The sequence below is a fragment of the Bradyrhizobium sp. USDA 3240 genome (assembly GCF_054063295.1).
The window spans coordinates 8383715-8402280 of record NZ_JBSSGD010000002.1; the positions used below are offsets into that span (position 1 = coordinate 8383715).

General features: G+C 64.3%; 20 protein-coding genes and 2 pseudogenes. 11 read left to right on the forward strand and 11 right to left on the reverse strand.

Translation table 11 applies throughout. From position 1 onward, the window contains the following. Nucleotides 1-88: 88 nt before the first annotated feature. Genes ACVIGA_RS40035 through ACVIGA_RS40050 form a run of 4 tightly spaced genes read right to left on the reverse strand, consistent with a single transcriptional unit; the run spans nt 89 to nt 2118 of the window. The gene (locus ACVIGA_RS40035) at nt 89-433 is read right to left on the reverse strand and encodes a tRNA-binding protein (protein ID WP_212317598.1); all 345 of its coding nucleotides are present in this window, start codon (nt 431-433) and stop codon (nt 89-91) included. Then, nucleotides 433-1059: a LysE family translocator gene (locus ACVIGA_RS40040; RefSeq protein WP_092113636.1), complete on the reverse strand. Its 627-nt coding sequence runs from the start codon at nt 1057-1059 to the stop codon at nt 433-435. Before ACVIGA_RS40040 ends, ACVIGA_RS40035 begins: the two co-directional genes overlap by 1 nt. Nucleotides 1060-1076: 17 nt before the next feature. Next, nucleotides 1077-1934, reverse strand: coding sequence for a pyridoxal kinase PdxY (gene pdxY / locus ACVIGA_RS40045; RefSeq protein WP_456670362.1), 858 nt, complete (start codon nt 1932-1934; stop codon nt 1077-1079). Between the two features lie 10 nt (nt 1935-1944). Further along, nucleotides 1945-2118, reverse strand: a complete 174-nt coding sequence (locus tag ACVIGA_RS40050; protein ID WP_016840760.1) for a hypothetical protein — start codon at nt 2116-2118, stop codon at nt 1945-1947. Between the two features lie 270 nt (nt 2119-2388). Between ACVIGA_RS40050 and ACVIGA_RS40055 the strand changes: the two are divergent. Continuing rightward, nucleotides 2389-3378 (forward strand): annotated as a pseudogene (locus ACVIGA_RS40055) (IS30 family transposase); the annotation flags it as partial. Nucleotides 3379-3602: 224 nt separating this feature from the next. Here ACVIGA_RS40055 and ACVIGA_RS40060 read toward each other — a convergent pair. Then, nucleotides 3603-3734 (reverse strand): hypothetical protein, encoded by a 132-nt coding sequence (locus ACVIGA_RS40060; RefSeq protein ID WP_456670363.1) that lies wholly within the window; start codon nt 3732-3734, stop codon nt 3603-3605. Nucleotides 3735-3999: 265 nt separating this feature from the next. Here ACVIGA_RS40060 and ACVIGA_RS40065 point away from each other — a divergent pair, with 265 nt between their 5' ends. Then, on the forward strand, nt 4000-4668 hold the full coding sequence (locus ACVIGA_RS40065) for an FMN-binding negative transcriptional regulator (RefSeq protein ID WP_456670364.1): 669 nt from the start codon (nt 4000-4002) through the stop codon (nt 4666-4668). A 164-nt stretch (nt 4669-4832) separates the two neighbouring features. On the opposite strand, the gene ACVIGA_RS40070 is transcribed toward ACVIGA_RS40065, so the two are convergent. Next, nucleotides 4833-5633, reverse strand: coding sequence for an alpha/beta fold hydrolase (locus ACVIGA_RS40070; RefSeq protein ID WP_456670365.1), 801 nt, complete (start codon nt 5631-5633; stop codon nt 4833-4835). 115 nt (nt 5634-5748) lie between these two features. On the opposite strand from ACVIGA_RS40070, the gene ACVIGA_RS40075 reads away from it, so the two are divergent. The 4 genes from ACVIGA_RS40075 to ACVIGA_RS40090 all read left to right on the forward strand — a co-directional run bounded on the left by ACVIGA_RS40075 (nt 5749) and on the right by ACVIGA_RS40090 (nt 9806). After that, complete coding sequence (locus tag ACVIGA_RS40075; RefSeq protein ID WP_456670366.1) at nt 5749-6687, forward strand: LysR family transcriptional regulator; 939 nt, start codon at nt 5749-5751, stop codon at nt 6685-6687. Nucleotides 6688-7144: 457 nt separating this feature from the next. Further along, nucleotides 7145-7885 (forward strand): ROK family protein, encoded by a 741-nt coding sequence (locus ACVIGA_RS40080; protein ID WP_456670367.1) that lies wholly within the window; start codon nt 7145-7147, stop codon nt 7883-7885. Nucleotides 7886-8015: 130 nt separating this feature from the next. Continuing rightward, on the forward strand, nt 8016-8276 hold the full coding sequence (locus tag ACVIGA_RS40085; protein WP_223967930.1) for a PepSY domain-containing protein: 261 nt from the start codon (nt 8016-8018) through the stop codon (nt 8274-8276). 246 nt (nt 8277-8522) lie between these two features. Further along, a complete protein-coding gene (locus tag ACVIGA_RS40090; RefSeq protein WP_456670368.1) occupies nt 8523-9806 on the forward strand; it encodes a cystathionine gamma-synthase family protein in 1284 nt (427 codons plus the stop codon). A gap of 29 nt (nt 9807-9835) precedes the next feature. On the opposite strand, the gene ACVIGA_RS40095 is transcribed toward ACVIGA_RS40090, so the two are convergent. Together ACVIGA_RS40095 and ACVIGA_RS40100 are read right to left on the reverse strand one after the other, a co-directional pair. Continuing rightward, on the reverse strand, nt 9836-10786 hold the full coding sequence (locus tag ACVIGA_RS40095) for a LysR family transcriptional regulator (RefSeq protein WP_456670369.1): 951 nt from the start codon (nt 10784-10786) through the stop codon (nt 9836-9838). Nucleotides 10787-10903: 117 nt separating this feature from the next. Next, on the reverse strand, nt 10904-11044 hold the full coding sequence (locus ACVIGA_RS40100; protein ID WP_223967927.1) for a hypothetical protein: 141 nt from the start codon (nt 11042-11044) through the stop codon (nt 10904-10906). Between the two features lie 282 nt (nt 11045-11326). On the opposite strand from ACVIGA_RS40100, the gene ACVIGA_RS40105 reads away from it, so the two are divergent. After that, nucleotides 11327-11743 (forward strand): DoxX family protein, encoded by a 417-nt coding sequence (locus ACVIGA_RS40105; protein WP_456670370.1) that lies wholly within the window; start codon nt 11327-11329, stop codon nt 11741-11743. A gap of 60 nt (nt 11744-11803) precedes the next feature. Here the strand turns inward: ACVIGA_RS40105 and ACVIGA_RS40110 are convergent, their stop codons facing one another. Then, complete coding sequence (locus tag ACVIGA_RS40110; RefSeq protein WP_223967925.1) at nt 11804-12799, reverse strand: LLM class flavin-dependent oxidoreductase; 996 nt, start codon at nt 12797-12799, stop codon at nt 11804-11806. 261 nt (nt 12800-13060) lie between these two features. Beyond that, nucleotides 13061-13903: a hypothetical protein gene (locus tag ACVIGA_RS40115; RefSeq protein ID WP_456670371.1), complete on the reverse strand. Its 843-nt coding sequence runs from the start codon at nt 13901-13903 to the stop codon at nt 13061-13063. A gap of 322 nt (nt 13904-14225) precedes the next feature. Here ACVIGA_RS40115 and ACVIGA_RS40120 point away from each other — a divergent pair. The 3 genes and pseudogenes from ACVIGA_RS40120 (at nt 14226) to ACVIGA_RS40130 (ending at nt 16417) form a co-directional block, all read left to right on the forward strand. After that, nucleotides 14226-15351: pseudogene (locus tag ACVIGA_RS40120) on the forward strand (metallophosphoesterase). A gap of 242 nt (nt 15352-15593) precedes the next feature. Further along, the gene (locus tag ACVIGA_RS40125; RefSeq protein ID WP_223967922.1) at nt 15594-15863 is read left to right on the forward strand and encodes a DUF2312 domain-containing protein; all 270 of its coding nucleotides are present in this window, start codon (nt 15594-15596) and stop codon (nt 15861-15863) included. Between the two features lie 158 nt (nt 15864-16021). Next, nucleotides 16022-16417, forward strand: coding sequence for a lysozyme inhibitor LprI family protein (locus ACVIGA_RS40130; RefSeq protein WP_456670993.1), 396 nt, complete (start codon nt 16022-16024; stop codon nt 16415-16417). Nucleotides 16418-16481: 64 nt separating this feature from the next. On the opposite strand, the gene ACVIGA_RS40135 is transcribed toward ACVIGA_RS40130, so the two are convergent. Next, a complete protein-coding gene (locus ACVIGA_RS40135) occupies nt 16482-16667 on the reverse strand; it encodes a hypothetical protein (RefSeq protein WP_456670372.1) in 186 nt (61 codons plus the stop codon). Nucleotides 16668-16931: 264 nt separating this feature from the next. Between ACVIGA_RS40135 and ACVIGA_RS40140 the strand changes: the two genes are divergently transcribed. Beyond that, nucleotides 16932-18020, forward strand: a complete 1089-nt coding sequence (locus tag ACVIGA_RS40140) for an IS110 family RNA-guided transposase (protein ID WP_456665228.1) — start codon at nt 16932-16934, stop codon at nt 18018-18020. The last annotated feature ends 546 nt before the right edge of the window (nt 18021-18566 follow it).

Here is an 18566-nt window from a genome sequence, read left to right on the forward strand (position 1 = left end):
CGGCAGTTAGAATCCGGGTGATCCCCCATCGGTAAACTACGGGGAATCCAGACGATTTGAATCACGCGGCCGTGATCGAGCCGGGTCGTCAGAAGATCGGTTCACCGATCGCAACCTCGCTGCGCGGGCCGAGCACGATCACCTGGCCGCCGGCATCCTTGGCGCCCAGGATCAGCAGTTCCGAGGTGAAACCCGCGATGTTCTTCGGCCCGAGATTGCAGATGCAGACGACCTGCGAGCCGACCAGCGCCGCCGGCTCGTAATTCGTGATCTGCGCGCTCGACCACATGGTCCGACCGGCGCCGACATCGACACCGACCTTGTATGAGGGGTTGCGGGCGCGCGGAAACGGCTGCACCTCGACCACCTTGCCGATCCTGATGTCGAGGCGGGCGAAGTCGTCATATGTGGCCTGAGGCTTGAGCGGAGACATCAGCGCTCCTGAAACGCGAGGCGGATGCCGAGCGCGATGTAGATCGTGCCGACCACGCGGCCCTGCCACTGGCCGATGCGGCGATGCCGCCGGATCCACGGGCTGATCTGGCCGGCGGCGAGCGCGAGCAGCGAGGTGTAGGCCGCGCTCATCGCGACGAAGATCAGGCCCAGCGTCGCGAACTGCGCCACGGCGGAGCCGTGGCCGGGATGCACGAACTGCGGCAGGAAGGCGAGGAAGAACAGCGCCGTCTTCGGGTTGAGCATTTCCGCCCAGATCGCCTGCCGGAACGCGCGCCGCGGATCGACCGGCTGCGCCGCCGGCAAATGCAGGTCGTCATTCTTCTCGAACAAGGCGCGGACGCCGAGCACGATCAGGTAGATCACGCCGGCATATTTGACGATCGAGAACGCGAGCGCCGAGGTCATCAGCACGGCCGACAGGCCGAACGTCGCCATGGCGGTGTGGACGAGGTCGCCGAGCGCGATGCCAAACCCGGTCGCGACGCCGACGCGCGGCCCGCCGGTGACCGAACGCGCGAGCACAAGCAGCACGGCCGGCCCCGGAATCAGGAACAGGCCGAGCACGACGGCGGCGTAGGTTAGGAGGGTGGTGATGTCGATCATGAAAGGTGTCCCGGATGTCAGGATGCTGGGATGGCGACCGCAGCGAAGCGTGGTTTTGGATCAAGCATCACCTCGGCGCTTTCGACAATGCGCATTTCCTCGGTTCCTCGCTCCGCCGTGCGCACCAGCACGCCGTGGATGCCGGAGGCAGCGTGGCTCAGCGCCTCCGGCGTCGCCAGGCCGCGCACCCGGGCGGCGACGAACAGTGCGGCGAACAGGTCGCCGGTGCCGGACGGGCTGATCGGCACCCGCGGGGTGCGCACGCGCCACGCTCCCGTGCGCTCGATCGCCAGCGTTTCGATCTCGCTGTCGGGCGCGCCGGCAAGCTCGGCGCTGGTGATGACGATGGTCGCAGGCCCCCGTGCCATCAGCATGCGAGCCTGCGCGATGACGGCATCGATGGTCGTCACGCGTGCGCCGCAGAGGAATTCGAACTCGAAATGGTTGGGCGTGATGATGTCGGCCAACGGACAGAGCTGGTCGCGCACCAGCGGCGGGATGTCGGCGCGCACGAACATGCCGCGGTCGCGATCGCCGAGCACGGGATCGCAGCAATAGAGTAGGGCCGGGTTTTCCGCTTTCGCGCGGGCAACGAAGTCGGCGACCTCAATCGCGATGTCGGCCGAGCCGACATAGCCCGAGAGGATCATCCGCGCGGCCTCGACCGCGCCGCGCTCCTCGATGCCGCGCAAGAGGTCGGCGACCAGCTGCACATCGAGCACCCGTCCGCGGATGGTCGGATAGCCGGGCCGGTTGCTCAGCAGCGTGGTCGGCACGGCGACGACGTCGATGCCGTGCAGCTGGATCGGAAAGGTGGCCGCGCTGTTGCCGACATGGCCCCAGGCGATCTGTGACTGGATCGAGATGACGGTCATATTGTCCGCATCACCCAAACAGCGCGGCGTAGATCACGTAGAGCCAGCCCAGGATACCGTGGATGATCGCCCACAGGATCGAATGGTTCTTGGTGTAGGAGATCGCAATCGCCAGCGCCGAGCCGAATCCCACGCCGTATTTCGCCCCCTCGACGCGGACGCCATAATATCGGTTGCCGTTCATGGTGATCCTTCCAGCGCGAGGGCGTGAGATTGGTGGCAGCGTAACCCGCGAGTTGGCGCGAGTTCAACGGTGCATCGTGGCTTTGCGCAGGGATGACGGGACGGGTGCCTTGCACACCAATGTCGTCCTGGCGAAAGCCAGGACCCATAACCACCGCATTTGATAATGGACGGGATCGTGGCCCCAGCATCGCGCAACCAGTCTCATTCGTGGTAATGGGTCCCCTGGGTTCACAAACGAAGTGCAACACTTCCTTGAGGAGGTGTTGCCATGGGGCGGACTTACAAGCAGCTCTCTCTGGACGACCGATGCGAGATTGCCTGTCTATCGGCCAATGGCAGCTCGGTCCGGCAAATCGCGGCAGCTCTGGATCGCTCGCCATCAACAATCTCTCGGGAACTGAGCCGTAATCGGAGCGTTCAGGCTGGCTACAAGCCAAATTATGCCCAGCAACAGATGCGAGCGCGGCGCTGGACGGGCGGACGCCTCGAACGGGAGCCCGTCCTGCGCCGCGCGGTGTTGCAACGCCTTCGCCGAGGTTGGTCGCCGGAGCAGATCGCCGGCCGGCTGGCCCGCGAGTGCGGGCACAAGGTGATCTCCCACGAGACCATCTACCGCTTCATCTATGGCCAACTCAGGCGCACCACGAACTTCAACTGGCGACGCTACCTGCCGCGCGCCAAGAGCAAGCGCGGCCTCCGCGGCAAGCGAGGCGGCAGCCCCGCAAGCTTCATCGAAGGCCGTGTTTCCCTGGCAAATCGGCCCCTTGAGGTTGCCGACCGTAGCGTCGCCGGGCATTGGGAGGCCGATTTGATGATGTTCTCGAAGTACGGTCAGGCCGTGCTGACCGTGCATGAGCGCACCTCTCGCCTGCTGCTCGGCATCCGCCTTGCCAGCAAGGTTGCGCGCGGTGTCGCACGCCATCTCGTCCGCTTCTTCGCTGCCCTTCCACAAGAGCTGCGCCAGACCGTCACCTTCGACAACGGCACCGAGTTTGCCGGTCACTTGGCGCTACATCGCCTCTCGATCGAGACCTTCTTCTGCGATCCCCACGCGCCCTGGCAGAAGGGTGGTATCGAGAACGCCTTCGGCAGGATGCGCCGCTTCATCCCTCGCAAAACGGATCTCGTAACCCTCTCGACCGCCAGATTCCGCCAGTTCATCGCCACCTACAACAACACCCCACGCAAATCCCTTGACTACCGCACGCCTGCGGAGTCCTTTGCCGATCAAGTGTTGCACTTCGAGTGTGAATCCACCTCCTGGCTTTCGCCAGGACGACATCGAATGAGTTGCCCGTCGGGTTGTTCTGTCGCAGCTCTCGCACCGGATTTGACTTGCGCGCAGGCAGGCTCGGTTGCGGCCGCGAACCTCAGGTCCCGGCGGTCACGCTCCGATCAATCGAATGTGTCGAACTGAGCCGCAGCACAGGCAAATTCGCTGCGTCCTCGCGGAATAATCGGGTGGCGCCGCCCGTCATGGTTCTAGCGAAAACGCTTCAGCAGGCCGGCGACACGGTCCGATCCTGTTGAATCCAGCAGGAGACGCTCGATGACCGCGATCAAACACGTTGCTGCGGGCTTGCTCGCGCTGGCCATGCTGGCGACATCGGCCATGGCGCGCGAAGTCCCGGCCGGCCCATCCGCGTTGGTGAAGGGACATGCCGCGGCCGCCGGCCGCTGGAGCGGCGCGGGCCGCCGCGGATGGCGATGCCGCGCTTCGGCGAGTTCGAAACGCTGCCCCGGGACCAGCCCGGCGGCGTCTGCGACCACGGCGACAATGCCATGATCTGCTGAGCCGGATGGTGCATGGCGGTGATCTCCGGCAAAAGTTGCGCTAGCTTCGCTGGGTCGTCTCCCTCCAGCCGCGAGCGCCGCCGCCATGCACATCCTCCGTCCCCAATTTCGTATCGAGGACGACCGCGCGCTGGCCTTTGCGGCGGCGCGCGGCTTCGGCGCCATCGTCGCCGCCGATGCGCGCGGCCCGCGGGCATCCCATGTACCGTTCGTGATCGAGCGGCGCGACGATCGCGTGATCGTGCAGATCCATCTCACCGCGAACAATCCGCTGGTCGAGCTCGCCGACGGCGTCAGGCGTTTCCTGCTGGTCGTCTCCGGCGACGACGCCTACATCTCGAACGACTGGTACGTCTCGCGCGATAGCGTCTCCACCTGGCTCTACGAGGCGGTGCATTTGTCCGGCGTCGCGCATCTGCGCGATCACGGCGAGAACCGCGGCCACGGCGACGCGCTGCTCGCGGCCTCCGAGGCGCGGCTGCCGAAGCAGCCCTGGGACCTCACCCAGATGGAGCCCGGCAAGCGCGAGGCGATGCTGGCCGGGATCAGGGTGATCGACCTCGTCGTCGACCAGATCGAGGGCCAGTCGAAGCTCAACCAGCACAAGAGCGATGCGGACTATGTCGCGCTCGTCAACCGCCGGCTCGCGCATGCGGCGGAGACCTCGAGCCACAGGCTGGCGGAGAAGATGCGCGCGCTGCGGCCTGGGCTTGCGTATGAGGGTGATCGCGTAGGGCGGGTTAGCGAAGCGTAACCCGCCATCTTCGTTGGATGGGCGGCGGATCACGCCTTCGGCCAATCGCCCTGCAAAGTCGATCGACATCGAGATCGCAAACCTGTTGTTAAGATTTGCGCCGCGCCGATTTGTCTGATTCCGATTCGTTCTTTGCGAACAAAATGGAGTCGGATGGAGAACAGTTAGGGTGTGCCTTGCAGGAAGCTCGCAACTTCATCGTTGAATCGATCCGCCTGCTCGACATTGAGAATGTGAACGCCGGGCAGCAGAACGAGCTTTGCATTGGCGATGGTCGCTGCGATCTCTTCGCTGTGACTGGCCCGCGTGACGGTGTCGCTCTCGCCGCCGATGATCAAGGTCGGCGCTGCGATCAGCGAGATTGCCCGGCGAAGATCGACATCGCGCAGTGCGGCGTAACAGCCGGCGAGGCCGCGCGGCGCAGTGGTGAGCACCATGCTGCGGAATTCGTCGACAATCTGGTTCGGCGCAGCCAGCATCGTCGCGGGAAACCAGTTGCGCATGAAGCCATCAGCGATTCCGTCCATATCCTTGGCAGCCAGCACGGCGCGGATCTGGTCGTCGAACGGCAGCTCCGACGCCAGATGGGACGCGGTGTTCGAGAGAATCAGGCGATCGATGCGCTCAGGCGCGAAGATACCGAGCCATTGCCCGATGAATCCGCCGAGCGACAGGCCGAGGAAGTGCGCACGATCGATCGCAAGGGCGTCGAGCAATTCGACCACGTCGCGGCCGAGCCGGTCCATCGAATAGGCGCCCACCGGCGCGTCCGAACCGCCGTGACCGCGGGTGTCGTAGCGGAGCAGGCGGAAGCACCGGCTGAGGGCCGGCACTGAGCGGTCCCACATATGCAGGTTGGTGGCGATCGAGTTCGACAGTGCGAGCACCGGCCGATCGTCCGGACCGTCGATCCGGTACGCAATCCGGCAGCCGTCCGCCGTCGTGAAGTGTCGATCGCCGGTCATGTCGTCAATTCCTTGTGCTGGTCGAAGCCGACGGCTTCGCGTCGCGCCAGGCTAGGGCTCGCGCTCCGCAGAGAAAATTACTACGATCAACCAATCTCTGTCGGAGATATGGACAATGGATCGGATCAAACTCCACGATCTGCGGTGCTTCGACGCGGTCGCGACCAAGGGCAGCTTCCAGGCTGCCGGCGCCGCCCTGAACCGCTCGCACCCGTCGGTGTTCGCGGCGGTCGCCCGCCTCGAGCAGCAGCTCGGCCTCACGCTGTTCGACCGCAGTGGATACCGCGTTGGGCTGACGGACGCGGGGCGGACGTTTCACGAGCGCGCGCGGCTGACGCTGCGCGAACTCGATCTGCTGCAGACCTATGCGGACCAGCTTGTCAGCGGGGAAGAGGTTGTCCTGCGCGTCGTCATCGGCGACCTCTGCCCGCGGCCGCCGGTCCTGCAAATGCTCTCGGGGTTCTTTGCCAAATATCCCAACACGCGCCTGCATCTGGAATATGAGGCCGTCGGGGGACCGATCGAGCGCCTGATCGATGATAACGCCGACCTCGTGTTTCATCGCGCGGACCCGTCCGATCCGCGTTTCGAACGCATCGAACTCGCGACCACGACCATGGTGCCGGTTGTCGCTCCCGGGTTTCTGCCATTCGCGTGGACGAAGAAGATCGCGCCGGAGCAGATGCGTCCCTTCACGCAGTGTGTGATCCGTGACACGGCGCGGCAATCGACATCGGAAAGCTTCTTCCTGATCGACGGCGCCCATCGCTGTACCGTGCCGGATCAGATGATGAAGAAGGAGCTGATCCTGCATCGTCTGGCCTGGGGCCATCTGCCGGCGTGGCTGATCGAGGATGAGCTCAGGGATGGCCGACTGATCAGCATCGCGGGACCGAATTTTCCGGGCCGCGAGGAACATCTGGCGGCGATCCGCCATCGGCAGCATGCGCACGGACCGGTCGCGGAAGCGCTTTGGCTTCATCTCGAAGAGTGGCGGCTCGCGCGGCGCGCAGGGCAGGGCACCAAACGGCTCCGCGCAAAGCGCGGGCGATGAACGGGCCTAACTCACCGCAGTGATGTCGCGGAGAGGTGGCGGATTACGCTTGCGCTCATCCACCCGACAAAGTGCCGCCGCGACGAGGGCGTGCAACGTGTTGTTAAGAATCGGCCCGCGCCGATTTTTCGATTCCGATTCGTTCTTCGCGAACGAAATGGAGTCGAACGGAGAACGTGGCGGTGATGTCGTCTGTCGCACAATCCGGGAGGCCGGCACATGCGACGGACCCGAACCACACGGCGATATCCCGCACCGAGCGCAATAATCCCACCATGGCACAACATCGATCACTCAGACTCGGTACGTGCACAGAGGTTGTTAACGCCTGAGCCGCACCGATTTTTCCGATTCCGATTCGTTCCTCGTGAACAAATTGGAGTCAGATGCAGAACGGAGTGGTGGCGTGCGATGCGTTTCTCTGCTCCACTCGGTGCCCACAACAGAGATCGCGCCGATGGCCAAGAAGACAACCAGGAAGGCAAGCAACAAGAAGACGCAAAGAGCCGTGTCGCGCCGGACGGTGCTGGCGATCGACATCGGCGGCACGCATGTGAAGGTCATGACTGACAAGGAGCGCATCAAGCGCGAGTTCGAGTCGGGTCCAACGCTGTCCGCCACCGAGATGGTGCGGCAGGTCAAGGCGCTGACCAGGGATTGGTCCTATGACGTGATCTCGATCGGCTATCCCGGGCCGGTGGTTCACGACCGTCCGTTGACGGAGCCGCACAATCTCGGCCGCGGCTGGGCCGGCTTCGATTTTCACAGCGCGTTCGGCCGGCCGGTGAAGGTCGTCAACGATGCGTTGATGCAGGCGATCGGCAGCTATCAGGGCGGACGGATGTTGTTTCTCGGCCTCGGCACCGGGCTTGGCTCGGCGATGATCGTGGAGGGCGTTTACGAGCCGATGGAGCTCGGTCACTTGCCCTACCGCAAGGACGGGACGTTCGAGGACTATGTCGGCGCTGCCGGCCTCGAGCGGCGCGGCAGGAAGAAATGGCGCAAGAGCGTCGATGACGTCATCGCGCGGCTGTCGGCGGCGTTGGAGCCCGATTACATCGTGCTCGGCGGCGGCAATGCCGACAAGGTCGACAACCCGCCGCCGAAAGTGAGGTTCGGCGACAACGCCAACGCGTTCGAGGGTGGCTTCCGGATGTGGAAGAAGGCAACGCGCAAGACGCGCGGTGCGCGTCGGTGAAACCAAGTCTGCCACCAAATTGCCGCAACTGCCGAAGTTTCGCGCTGCTCCGCCACCTCTGTTGCCGGAACTGATTGGGTGCGCCGCTCGTTTTATGCGGCATGACATCCCGTTCCATGAGGAGTGACTGATGCGAAGCTTGATTATTCCCGCCATTGCGGCGTTGGCGATCGGCGCAGCGACGCCGGTGATGGCCTATGATTCCGGCAGCCAGATCTCGATGGAGGCAGCCCTCGATGTCGCGACCAATCTCGGCGTCGTGACGGTGTCCAACACCCAGTTCCTCGGCGACGAGTGGGAAGTCGAGGGCCGCGACCGGCTCGGCCGCTGGATGCAGGTCGATGTCGATGCGCGCACCGGCGAGGTGCGCAATGTGGATCGCAGCTGGTAGCGGCTTATTCATCGCAACGTGAGCAGCCCGCGCCGGCGATCGGTCCTGATGTCGTTAGCTAAGTGACATCACGCACGCACGATACGAGGTTTTCGGACGGCCGGCGGCGCGGGCGCACGCCGGCCGTTCGTTATCCAGAGTGTTCGATGCAGTGTTTTGGCGGAATGGCACAAAGGTGGAGTATGCTTGCGGCAGATTCTTATGGATCAGCCGATGCGGCGATCCCTCGAGACAAGGAGACTGGCCGTGGTCAAACCGTTTCCGTCCAGAACCCACATCGGCAATCACCTGCTGCATCCGGAAACCCAGATGCTGAACTACGGCTACGATCCGCAACTGTCGGAGGGTGCCGTCAAGCCGCCGGTATTTTTGACCTCGACCTTCGTGTTCCGGACCGCCGAGGACGGCAAGGACTTTTTCGATTTCGTTGCGGGCCGGCGCGAGCCTCCGGAAGGCATGGGAGCGGGGCTGGTCTATTCGCGCTTCAATCATCCGAACAGCGAGATCGTCGAGGACCGGCTCGCGATCTATGAGCGCACCGAGAGCTGCGCGCTGTTCTCCTCCGGCATGTCAGCGATCTCGACCACGGTGCTGGCCTTCGCGCGGCCCGGCGACGTGATCCTGCATTCGCAGCCGCTCTATGGCGGCACGGAGACGCTGTTCACCAGGACGCTGGCGGGCTTTTCGATCGGCGCGGTCGGCTTTGCCGACGGCCTCGACGAGACCATCGTCCGCGCTGCTGCCGACGAGGCGATGAAGAAGGGCCGCGTCGCGATGATCTTCATCGAGACGCCGGCCAATCCGACCAACGGCCAGGTCGATATCGCGCTCACAAGGCGCGTCGCCGACGCGATCGGCAAGGCGCAGGGCTTTACCCCGATCATCGCCTGCGACAACACGCTGCTCGGGCCGGTGTTTCAGCGCCCGATCGAGCACGGCGCGGACCTCTCGCTGTACTCGCTGACCAAATATGTCGGCGGCCACTCCGATCTGATCGCGGGCGCGGCGCTCGGATCGAAGAAGCTGATGAAGGACGTCAAGGCGCTGCGCGGCGCGATCGGCACCCAGCTCGATCCGCATTCCTGCTGGATGATCAGCCGCTCGCTGGAAACGCTCAGCCTGCGCATGGAGAAGGCCGACCGCAATGCGCACATCGTTGCCGACTATCTGCGCGACCATCCCAAGGTGGCGCAGGTGCAATATCTCGGCCATCACGACGCAGCGTCGCCGGCGGGGCGTGTGTTCGCAAGCCAAAGCAGCGGCGCCGGCTCGACATTCTCGTTCGACATCGTCGGCGGGCAGCAAGCGGCGGAGAAATTCCTCAACAGCTTGCAGATCTTCAAGCTCGCGGTCAGCCTCGGCGGCACCGAGTCGCTTGCGAGCCTGCCTGCGACGATGACGCATTCCGGCGTGCCGGCCGACATCAGGAAGAAGATCGGGGTGCTGGATACGACAATCCGGCTCTCGATCGGGATCGAGCATCCATCCGATCTGGTCGCCGACATCGCGCAGGCATTGAGCAGGGTGTGAGCGTGCGGGATCGCTGCACGCCGGCGGAGCTAGAGTTGCGCCTTGAGCGCGGTGGCCAGGAAATCGATGGTGGCGCGAACGCCGGGCAGCATGCCGCGGCGGGACGGAAACACCAGATGGATGATACCTTCCCTGGCGCTCCAGTCCGGCAGGACGCGGACCAGCCTGCCTTCGCTGATTGCGGCCTGACATTGCAGCTCGGGCAGCAGCGCGATGCCGAGCCCGGCCTCGGCTGCGTGAATGAGAATGGTGAAGTCACCCGCCGAGATCTTCGGCTCGACGGCGACCGAGGCCTTTTGTCCGCGTGGGCCTGACAGCTCCCATGTCCGCACGCCCTGCGTTTCCGTGGCATCGAGGATCGGCAGCGCCGCGAGATCGCTCGCCGCCTTGGGCACGCCGTGCGCCTTGAGCAAGGCCGGGCTCGCGACCAGCAGCCTGCGGCTGGTCCCGATCCTGCGCATCTGCATCTCGCTGTCGTCATCGAGGCTGTCGCGGATGCGGATGGCGACGTCGACCTGCTCCTCGATCAGATTGATCGGCCGGTTGGTGATGAGAAATTGCGCCCGCAGCCGCGGATATTTGGCGAATAGTTCCGGCAGTTTCGGCGCCAGCGCCCGCTGCACGCCGACCGGGCAGCCGATGCGGACCAGGCCCTGCGGCTCGGATTTCATCCGCAACGCGACTTCATCAACGGCCTCGGCGGCGTCGACCACGGTCTGCGCATGCCGATAGACGTCGCGGCCGATCGCCGTGATGCTCAACCGGCGGGTCGAGCGTTCGATCAGGCGAACGCCGAGTTGCTCTTCCAGCAGCGCGACATGGCGGCTGATCCTGGACTTCGGCAGGCGGAGCGCGCGCGCCGCGGCCGAAAAACCCTCGTGCTTGACCACGGCCGCGAAGAAATAGAGGTCGTTGAAGTCCCGCATGAAAGGCACTGCCAGGTCAATTCCGCCCGCATCGGGCGGGACCAGATCATTCATCCGCATCATAGTTCCCTTGGATTTTCAACGTCGAATCGCCGCCTGTCGACCGGAAAGCCGTTCGACAGGCAGCGCGGCGAAAGCCTGCATGGCGGCGAGGGCGCCTCGTGAGCGGCCTCACCAGCCATCGTCGAGGCTGGTCTTCGGGGTTGCGATGTCGCCATCGTCCTCGTCGTCGTCCCGGACGACCGGCGTGAGATAGGCGTGCTGGAAGCCGCGCAGGGCCTTGATCAGGTTGTGTTTGAGGATGTCGCACATGGTCCGTCTCCTTCGATGCATGGGATCGTAGAGACGATCGGTCGGTCGCATTAGCCGGCGTTTGTCAGACGGAGCGTTCCACTGACTGAACGACGCTGCGCGATCCGGATCATGTCCCGCGATCGTTCTTCTGGTGGAACGATCCGTCTGAAACTGGACGGCTAATCGATCGGCGGTTGCGGGGCGATAACAGGGAAGAAGCGGACAGCACAACGGTTCGCGACCGGCGAGGCCACCGACGGTGGGGCGCCGTATTCATCCACGCAACAAAGGATCACGACCATGAGCGCTACCAAATATCTTCCCTTCGCCGGCCGGCTTCTGATCGGCCTCCCGTTCGCCATGAGCGGCCTCGGCAAGCTCGGCGCGTATGCGGCCACCACCGGTCTGATCGGTGCGGTCGGCCTGCCGTTTCCGCCGCTCGCCTTTGCGGTGGCGGTCGTCGTCGAGCTCGGCGGTGGCCTGCTGCTGATTGCCGGCTATCAGGCCCGCGCCGTGGGGCTGGCACTGGCGGTGTTTTCGATCGCGACCGCGGTCGCGTTCCACAGCAATTTCGCCGACCAGAACCAGATGATCCACTTCCTGAAGAACGTGATGATGGCGGGTGGATTGCTGCAGATCGCAGCGTTCGGCGCCGGCGCGCTCAGCCTCGACAACCGCGCCAGCCATGCCGTGCCACAAGCCGTCGCTGCGCATTGAGCCGAATGCGAACCAGCAACCGCTGCCGCGCCAGAAGCGGCAGCGGTCGGCTGCGTGATGCTACGCTTGCGGCTTGATCCCGCCGGCCTCGGCGATCAGCTCGAACGATCGCAGCCGCTTCTGGTGGTCGTAGACGTCGGATACGATCATCAATTCGTCGGCGCCGGTCTCGGCGACCAGCGCATCGATGCCGGCACGCACCGTCGCGGGCGAGCCGATGATGGTGCGGGCGAGCATCCGCATCGCCTGGACCTTCTCCGATGGCGACCAATAGGTCTCGATGTCGTCGATCGGCGGCTGGCTGAGACCGCGCGCGCCGCGGAAGATGTTGGTGAACGACATCTGCTGCGTGGTGGCGAGCCGCCGCGCTTCCGCGTCGGTGTCGGCGGCGATGATGTTGACGCCGACCATGGTGTAGGGCTGCTGGAGCTGCTCCGACGGCTTGAAGCGCGCGCGATAGATCTGCAGTGCCTGGATCAGGAGCTCAGGGGCGAAGTGCGAGGCGAAGGCGTAGGGCAGGCCGAGCTCGCCGGCCAGCATCGCGCCGAAATTGCTCGATCCGAGAATCCACAGCGGCACGTCGGTGCCCGCGGCCGGCACCGCCTGGATGCGCTGGTTGGGACCGGCGGCGGCGAGGAAGGCCTGTACCTCGAGCACATCCTGCGGAAAGTTCTCGGCGGATTCGGGCGTCCGGCGCAGCGCGCGCAAGGTGAGCTGATCGGTGCCCGGCGCGCGGCCGAGCCCGAGGTCGATGCGATCAGGAAACAGCCGCGCCAGCGTGCCGAACTGTTCGGCGATCACGTAAGGCGCGTGGTTCGGCAGCATGATGCCGCCGGCGCCGACCCGGATGGTCTTGGTGCCCGCCGCGATGTGCCCGATCACCACCGATGTCGCGGCGCTCGCGATGCCAGCCATGTTGTGGTGCTCCGCCACCCAGATCCGGCGATAGCCCAGCGCCTCGGCATGGCGAGCGACATCGCGCGCATTGTAGAGCGCGCCGCGCGCGTCGGTCTCTTCGGTGACGCGGACGAGATCGAGAATAGAGAGGGCGGCCACGGGAGCTCCGGAATGAGAGGAGGGTGCGCAAGGGACGAGGCCGGTGGTATCAGGCTGTGTCCACGGTGGGTGCGAATTTCATGCAGATGCATATGGATACGGTCGCCATGCGGGTCAATCCGCCTGATCCGACCGAGGTGCGCTGAAGCGGCAAAGCTGCCCGTCCCAAAATATCGAAAACAACCCCATGCAAAGTAGCCGTGGCCGCCGCGACCCGGAGAAGCGACTTGACGCGTCGGGCAACTCAGTAGTATTTTTCCATTATTCCGAAATTGTGCAAGTGCCCGCGGTTCGACCGCCGCCGCCCGAGAATCGTCGCGTCAGCCCCCAGACGATTGCGGCCGTGGCTGCCGTCGCGAACAGATGCTTCAGGGTGTGTCCGCTGACGAAGCCGAGCGTGTCTGCGATCCGATGGTCGAGCACCTCGGCGATCTTGGCCGCGACGTACAATCCCATCGCGGCGGCGAAGGCGATGCGATCGGCGCGCGGTGCGCGATAGATCGACTGCCACAGCGGAATCAGAATCAGCGGCAGCACCTGCAACAGCAGATACGGTCGTAGGTCGCCCGCACCGTGTCGGTCGGTATAGACCCACCATGCGACGCTGGCGGTGGCGAAAAGGGCGAGCACGATCGCTTCGATGTTCGTCTTCGATACCGGCCGGGTGTCGCCGCGAACGCCGACGAGCAGTCCCGCGCCGGCGAGCGCGATTGGCAGCATGTCCCAGGTCAGCCGGCCATTGCCGGGGGCGAGGTGAAAGAAGGCGGACCCGAAGGCGGTCAGGAACAGGCCGATCAGGAACAGGCGATAGCCCGGCCATCCGGCGCGAAGCTGATCGCTGTTGCGGTAGGGGCGCAGCGCCAGCCAGCCCCAGATCGCGACCAGGGTGAAGCCTGCGTTCGACAAGACATCGGCGGCGTGAGGGATGCCGAAGACGGCCGAGTGGTCTGCGAAATCGTTGTAGTTGGCCGGCTGCGCGATGCGTCCGTGCACCGCGAATGCCGCAATGATGCCGATCGTGATGATCGTCGGGGCGACTTTCATCCACGGTTTCGCGGGCCGCTCGGCCCCGGTCGAACCGTCGATCCGGAAGGTCGTCTGCATCGTCGCCTCCAACAAAAATGAACAATGTTCAATAATAGATCAAGAAAATGAGCGATGTTCAAGTTCTATTTTTGAGGGAGTTTTGGCGGCCGCTGATGGGCAGGTGCCTGGAGACCTCAACTGAAGCTTCGAAGCGGTCTCTGGCCTTGCCGGGGCGAAGTCCGCCTTGCTCCACGGCAAAGCTGAGCGCGCAGCGCGCTTCAGCGAGGCGTTACTTGCCGAAAATGTGCTGATGACAGCGGCTTACGTCCGCGGCCGATCCACCTTACCTTCGCTGAGCGCTTACCGCAGAGCCTTAACCGATCCGATCCGGAGCGAACCTATTCCCCAACTCATCTTCGGCCTGACCGGTCTCTTGATTCTGGCCCGCTTCATCTGGCCGCTCGACTGGCCGCTTTCGGCAAAGATCGTCGCAGCGTTGCTGGTGCTGGTCGCCTTGCAGTTTCACCGCTGGAACAGATGGTCGTCGGGATCGGAGTTCTCGCCGGAGTTTCCGCGTCCGGTGGTCGCGCTCTTCAACTGGGCGTTCGGTGCGGTCATGCTGTTGGCGCTGCTGCAACTGGCGCTCGATGCGGGCCTATTGGTCGCAGCCCTGATCCACGGCGGCTTCGTCGGCGCGCCTGACGACGTCCGCTACGCAATTGCAGCGCTCGCGGCCGTAGCCGCCGCGATCGGCGTCCATCAGGCCATGCGAATTCCGCCGCTCAGGGATGTTGAGGTCGCCATCCGCGGACTTCCGCGGCAGTTCGACGGCTACACCATCCTGCACCTGACCGATCTTCACATCAGCCGGCTGTTTCCGGCGCCATGGGCGCGCGAGGTCGTCGCGCGATCGAACAAGCTCGGCGTGGACCTGATCGCGATCACCGGCGACCTGATCGACGGCACCATCGATGCGCGGCGCAAAGGACATCGAGCCGTTGCGGGATCTCGTGGCCGCCGATGGCGTCTACGTGATCTCGGGCAATCACGAATATATCTTCGGCTATGACGCCTGGATGGCGCACTACGAAGCGTTGGGCCTGCGCTCGCTCGAGAACAGGCACATCGTGCTCGAACGCGGCGGCGGCCGCCTGGTGATCGCAGGGATTACCGACCGCGCGTCGCGCCGCAGGAAGCATCCCGTCCGCGATCTTGCCGCGGTGCTCGAAGGCGCCCCCAAGGGCGCGCCCGTCGTCCTGCTCGACCACCAGCCCAGCGACGCGCGCAACTCGGCTGCGCTCGGCGTCGCGCTGCAACTCTCCGGACACACCCATGGCGGATTGATCTGGGGCATCGATCGCCTCGCGGCGCCCGCGAATGCCGGCTTCGTCTCGGGCCGCTACGACGTCGACGGGATGACGCTCTACGTCAACAACGGCACCGCGCTCTGGCCGGGCTTTGCCCTGCGGCTCGGCCGCCCGTCCGAATTGACGCGGATTACGCTGCGTGTGGCTGGCGACGCCTGAGTGATTTGTTTCGGATGCGGTGATGTGAGTTCGAGCATGTAGGGCGGGTTAGCGAAGCGTAACCCGCCGATCGGCGAGAAGGGCGGCGGATTACGCCTTCGGCTAATCCGCCCTACGGTTGCTGCGAGCGTATCATCGTCACAAAAATACCTCAGCTATGAACACGCCGCAGCGGTCGCATGCTTAAGGTATTGGTCATCTCTTTGCTTTCATTTTCACGACCTCATTCAGCAGGAGGCACCATGTCTGACATCACCATTCCCGGCGGAAAAATTCGTTCCTTCGTCGAGCGGGTCGAGAACCTTGACACTGAAATCCAGGAACTGACCGAGCAAAAGAAGGAAGTCTTCTCGGAGGCCAAGGGCGAAGGCTTTGACGTGAAGATCCTCAAGGAGATCATCAAGCTGCGCAAGCAGGACCAGGACGAACGCGACGAGCGTGAATCCCTGCTCGATCTCTACATGCGCGCGATGGAAACCGCGCCGGCAGAGAAGGAAGCAAAGGCGGCGTGAGGTCGAGGGGCGCATCGTATGCGTAGGGCGGGTTAGCGAAGCGTAACCCGCCGCGACTGTTGCGAGCGAAGCGGCGGATTACGCCCACGGCTAATCCGCCCTACGCTTTACTCTTGTGCGACGGTGGTTGTCCGCAGATGCGGGTGGGGTAATTGGACGTGGTCATGCTTTCGCGAGGGCTAGTCATTGTTGCAGCTACGCTCATGCTCGGGACCTTGTCGGTGCGCGCGCAGCAAAGCACCGAGTACGATGCGTGCATGGACAAGGCCGAAGGGGTGTCAACCAAGATGCTCGATTGCGGCAAGGCTGCCATCGAGAAGTGGGACGTCAGGCTCAACGCCGCTTATCAAGCGCTGCTCGCAAAGTCGAAGGGCGAGGCGCACGCGCAATTGCAGACCGAGCAGCGGACCTGGCTGAAGCATCATCTGGGTGAAACCCATCGCCTCGCCGTGGACCCCAACAACGGGTCGGTCGCGTTCCTCGACTCCCAGGCATTCGAATTGCAGGACATCTCCGACCGCACGCTGCTCCTTGAAAAGCGTGCCGGCCAGTAGGGCGCATGATGTCGCGACGGGCCATCGGCGACGTGACGAGGCGCGCGACGAAGCGTTGCGAAAGTCAGGCGCGAGGCTCCAGTTGCTCGCCATTGAAAATATGGAGCATCCCGGCAAATCCGGGATGATCGGCCTCCACGACGTAACGCACTGCACCGGCTCGCGTCGTGAAAACTGAAACGATAATGCCGGGATACTCATAACCGGCACGCTTCCTGACGAGATCGCCGACTTTGAAAGGATGGGACATTGTTCCTCGTGAAGTTGCGAGCGGCCATTGCTGAATCACTCAGGCGAGCTGCCATCATAGCAGGTCACAACGGCAGGTCGCTGAGCGAGTAGGGCGGGTTAGCCAACGGGTCCGCCCGCAGGGCGGCGCTTGCTCATGCTCGCTGCCAGGCAATCGATGGCCGCCCGTAATCGGCCTGCTGCGGAGCGTGCGGCCGCAGCGCAAGTGGTCTGCACGCTGAATAACCCGCACACTGCGTCGCCTCAGCAACGCGGGAGGCGTGTGATGGAATTCTTCTGTGGCCTGGATGTCGGCATGGACGAGACGGCGATCTGCGTGGTGGACGACAAGGGCAAGGTGCTGCTGGAGGCGGCGGTGGTGACCGATCCCGACGCGATCAAGGCGGCGCTGGCGCTGTATCTCGGCCGCTTGCGGCGGCTTGGCCACGAGGCCGGCTCGCTGTCGCCCTGGCTGCATCCGGAGCTGTTAAGACTTGGATTGCCGGCGGTCTGCCTGGAGACCCTGCATGTGCGCGCGGCGCTGAAGGCGCAGCGCAACAAGACCGACAAGGCGGACGCGCTCGGGATTGCCCATATCATGCGCACCGGCTGGTTCCGGCGTGCGCATATCAAGAGCGCGGCCTGCTACCGGCTGCGGCTGCTGCTGACGCACCGGCGCAATCTGAAGCGCAAGTTTCTGGATCTCGAGAACGCGATCCGGCATTCGCTGAAGGTGTTCGGCATCCGCCTGAACCGGGTCAGCCGTGGCGGCTTTGCGCAAGCCGTGCGCGAGGCCGTGGACGGCGACGCGCTGGTCAGCGAGCTGATCGACGCCATGCTGGCCGCGCGCGCGGCGCTATGGCAACAATACTGCCGGCTGCATGACCTGGTGGTCAAGCTGGTCGCCGGCCACGAGCTGTGCCGGCGCTTCATGCAGATTCCCGGCGTTGGCCCGATCGCGGCCTTGAGCTTCATGACCGCGGTCGACGATCCCTCGCGCTTCAAGAGGTCGCGCGATGTGGCGGCATATTTTGGCCTGACCTCGCGGCGCTGGCAGTCCGGTTCGTCGATCGACGTCCACGGGCGGATCAGCAAGGCCGGCGACGGCGACGTGCGCCGCGCGCTCTACGAGGCGGCGAGCGCGCTGCTCACCCGCTACAAGAAAAAGGACAAGGTCAAGAGCTGGGGGCTGGCACTGGCCAGGCGGTCCTCGCACCGCAAGGCGACCGTGGCGGTGGCGCGCAAGCTCGCCGTGATCATGCACGCCATGTGGAGCAGCGGCACGTTCTACTGCGGTGACCCGGATGTCGCGGCAGCAGACGTCAGCGCGCGCGCCGCGGCCAAGGATCGCCGGCTGCTCGGAGTCTACGCATGAGAAGCGCAAGGGATTTGCACGTCGGCGGCACGATGCCCGCCGCGAATTGAACACGGAGCTCCGCGCGAGCGGATGAGGACTGGTGCAGCACACGAACGACGGAACGCACGTTATCTTGCCTGCGACGGTGCATCTTCGGATGCCGACCGATCGCGCCGGATTGCCTGTGATGTGGCTCCGTCATGCCGATGGAAAGATGCGCCGCGACGGCGTCCGCGCTGCCTTGCTGCAGCGAAGCCTGGCCGTCGATGAGCGCGGAAGACTGCACGGCGCATCAGGACTCATGACGATCGCGGCGCTTCGCGTCATGGCGTGGATCAAACAGGCTTGTCGCAGAAAAGAAAGGAAGCGAGAATGGCTGAGATCAGAGAGACGAGACGCCCGATTAAGACGGCAAGATAATGCCATGCTCCCTGAAGGGCGAATTGCAGTGCGATTATTTCAGGACGCTGCGACAGGCAGCCCAATCCATCCAGCGCAATCGGCGATCTCAGAATAAACCTCTCGACGGGCGGAAACACCACGACGTGCCTTTCGCGCGGCACG

Bases quoted from the DNA above. Each gene is read 5' to 3' on its own strand.
- ACVIGA_RS40115 (WP_456670371.1), bottom strand. From the start codon at position 13,903: ATGCAGACGACCTTCCGGATCGACGGTTCGACCGGGGCCGAGCGGCCC.
- ACVIGA_RS40075 (WP_456670366.1), top strand. From the start codon at position 5,749: ATGGATCGGATCAAACTCCACGATCTGCGGTGCTTCGACGCGGTCGCG.
- ACVIGA_RS40095 (WP_456670369.1), bottom strand. From the start codon at position 10,786: ATGAATGATCTGGTCCCGCCCGATGCGGGCGGAATTGACCTGGCAGTG.
- ACVIGA_RS40070 (WP_456670365.1), bottom strand. From the start codon at position 5,633: ATGACCGGCGATCGACACTTCACGACGGCGGACGGCTGCCGGATTGCG.
- ACVIGA_RS40035 (WP_212317598.1), bottom strand. From the start codon at position 433: ATGTCTCCGCTCAAGCCTCAGGCCACATATGACGACTTCGCCCGCCTC.
- ACVIGA_RS40125 (WP_223967922.1), top strand. From the start codon at position 15,594: ATGTCTGACATCACCATTCCCGGCGGAAAAATTCGTTCCTTCGTCGAG.
- ACVIGA_RS40140 (WP_456665228.1), top strand. From the start codon at position 16,932: ATGGAATTCTTCTGTGGCCTGGATGTCGGCATGGACGAGACGGCGATC.
- ACVIGA_RS40080 (WP_456670367.1), top strand. From the start codon at position 7,145: ATGGCCAAGAAGACAACCAGGAAGGCAAGCAACAAGAAGACGCAAAGA.
- ACVIGA_RS40040 (WP_092113636.1), bottom strand. From the start codon at position 1,059: ATGATCGACATCACCACCCTCCTAACCTACGCCGCCGTCGTGCTCGGC.
- pdxY (WP_456670362.1), bottom strand. From the start codon at position 1,934: ATGACCGTCATCTCGATCCAGTCACAGATCGCCTGGGGCCATGTCGGC.
- ACVIGA_RS40100 (WP_223967927.1), bottom strand. From the start codon at position 11,044: ATGTGCGACATCCTCAAACACAACCTGATCAAGGCCCTGCGCGGCTTC.
- ACVIGA_RS40065 (WP_456670364.1), top strand. From the start codon at position 4,000: ATGCACATCCTCCGTCCCCAATTTCGTATCGAGGACGACCGCGCGCTG.
- ACVIGA_RS40085 (WP_223967930.1), top strand. From the start codon at position 8,016: ATGCGAAGCTTGATTATTCCCGCCATTGCGGCGTTGGCGATCGGCGCA.
- ACVIGA_RS40060 (WP_456670363.1), bottom strand. From the start codon at position 3,734: ATGGCCGATGTCGCCAGCATGGCCAGCGCGAGCAAGCCCGCAGCAACG.
- ACVIGA_RS40105 (WP_456670370.1), top strand. From the start codon at position 11,327: ATGAGCGCTACCAAATATCTTCCCTTCGCCGGCCGGCTTCTGATCGGC.
- ACVIGA_RS40135 (WP_456670372.1), bottom strand. From the start codon at position 16,667: ATGTCCCATCCTTTCAAAGTCGGCGATCTCGTCAGGAAGCGTGCCGGT.
- ACVIGA_RS40050 (WP_016840760.1), bottom strand. From the start codon at position 2,118: ATGAACGGCAACCGATATTATGGCGTCCGCGTCGAGGGGGCGAAATAC.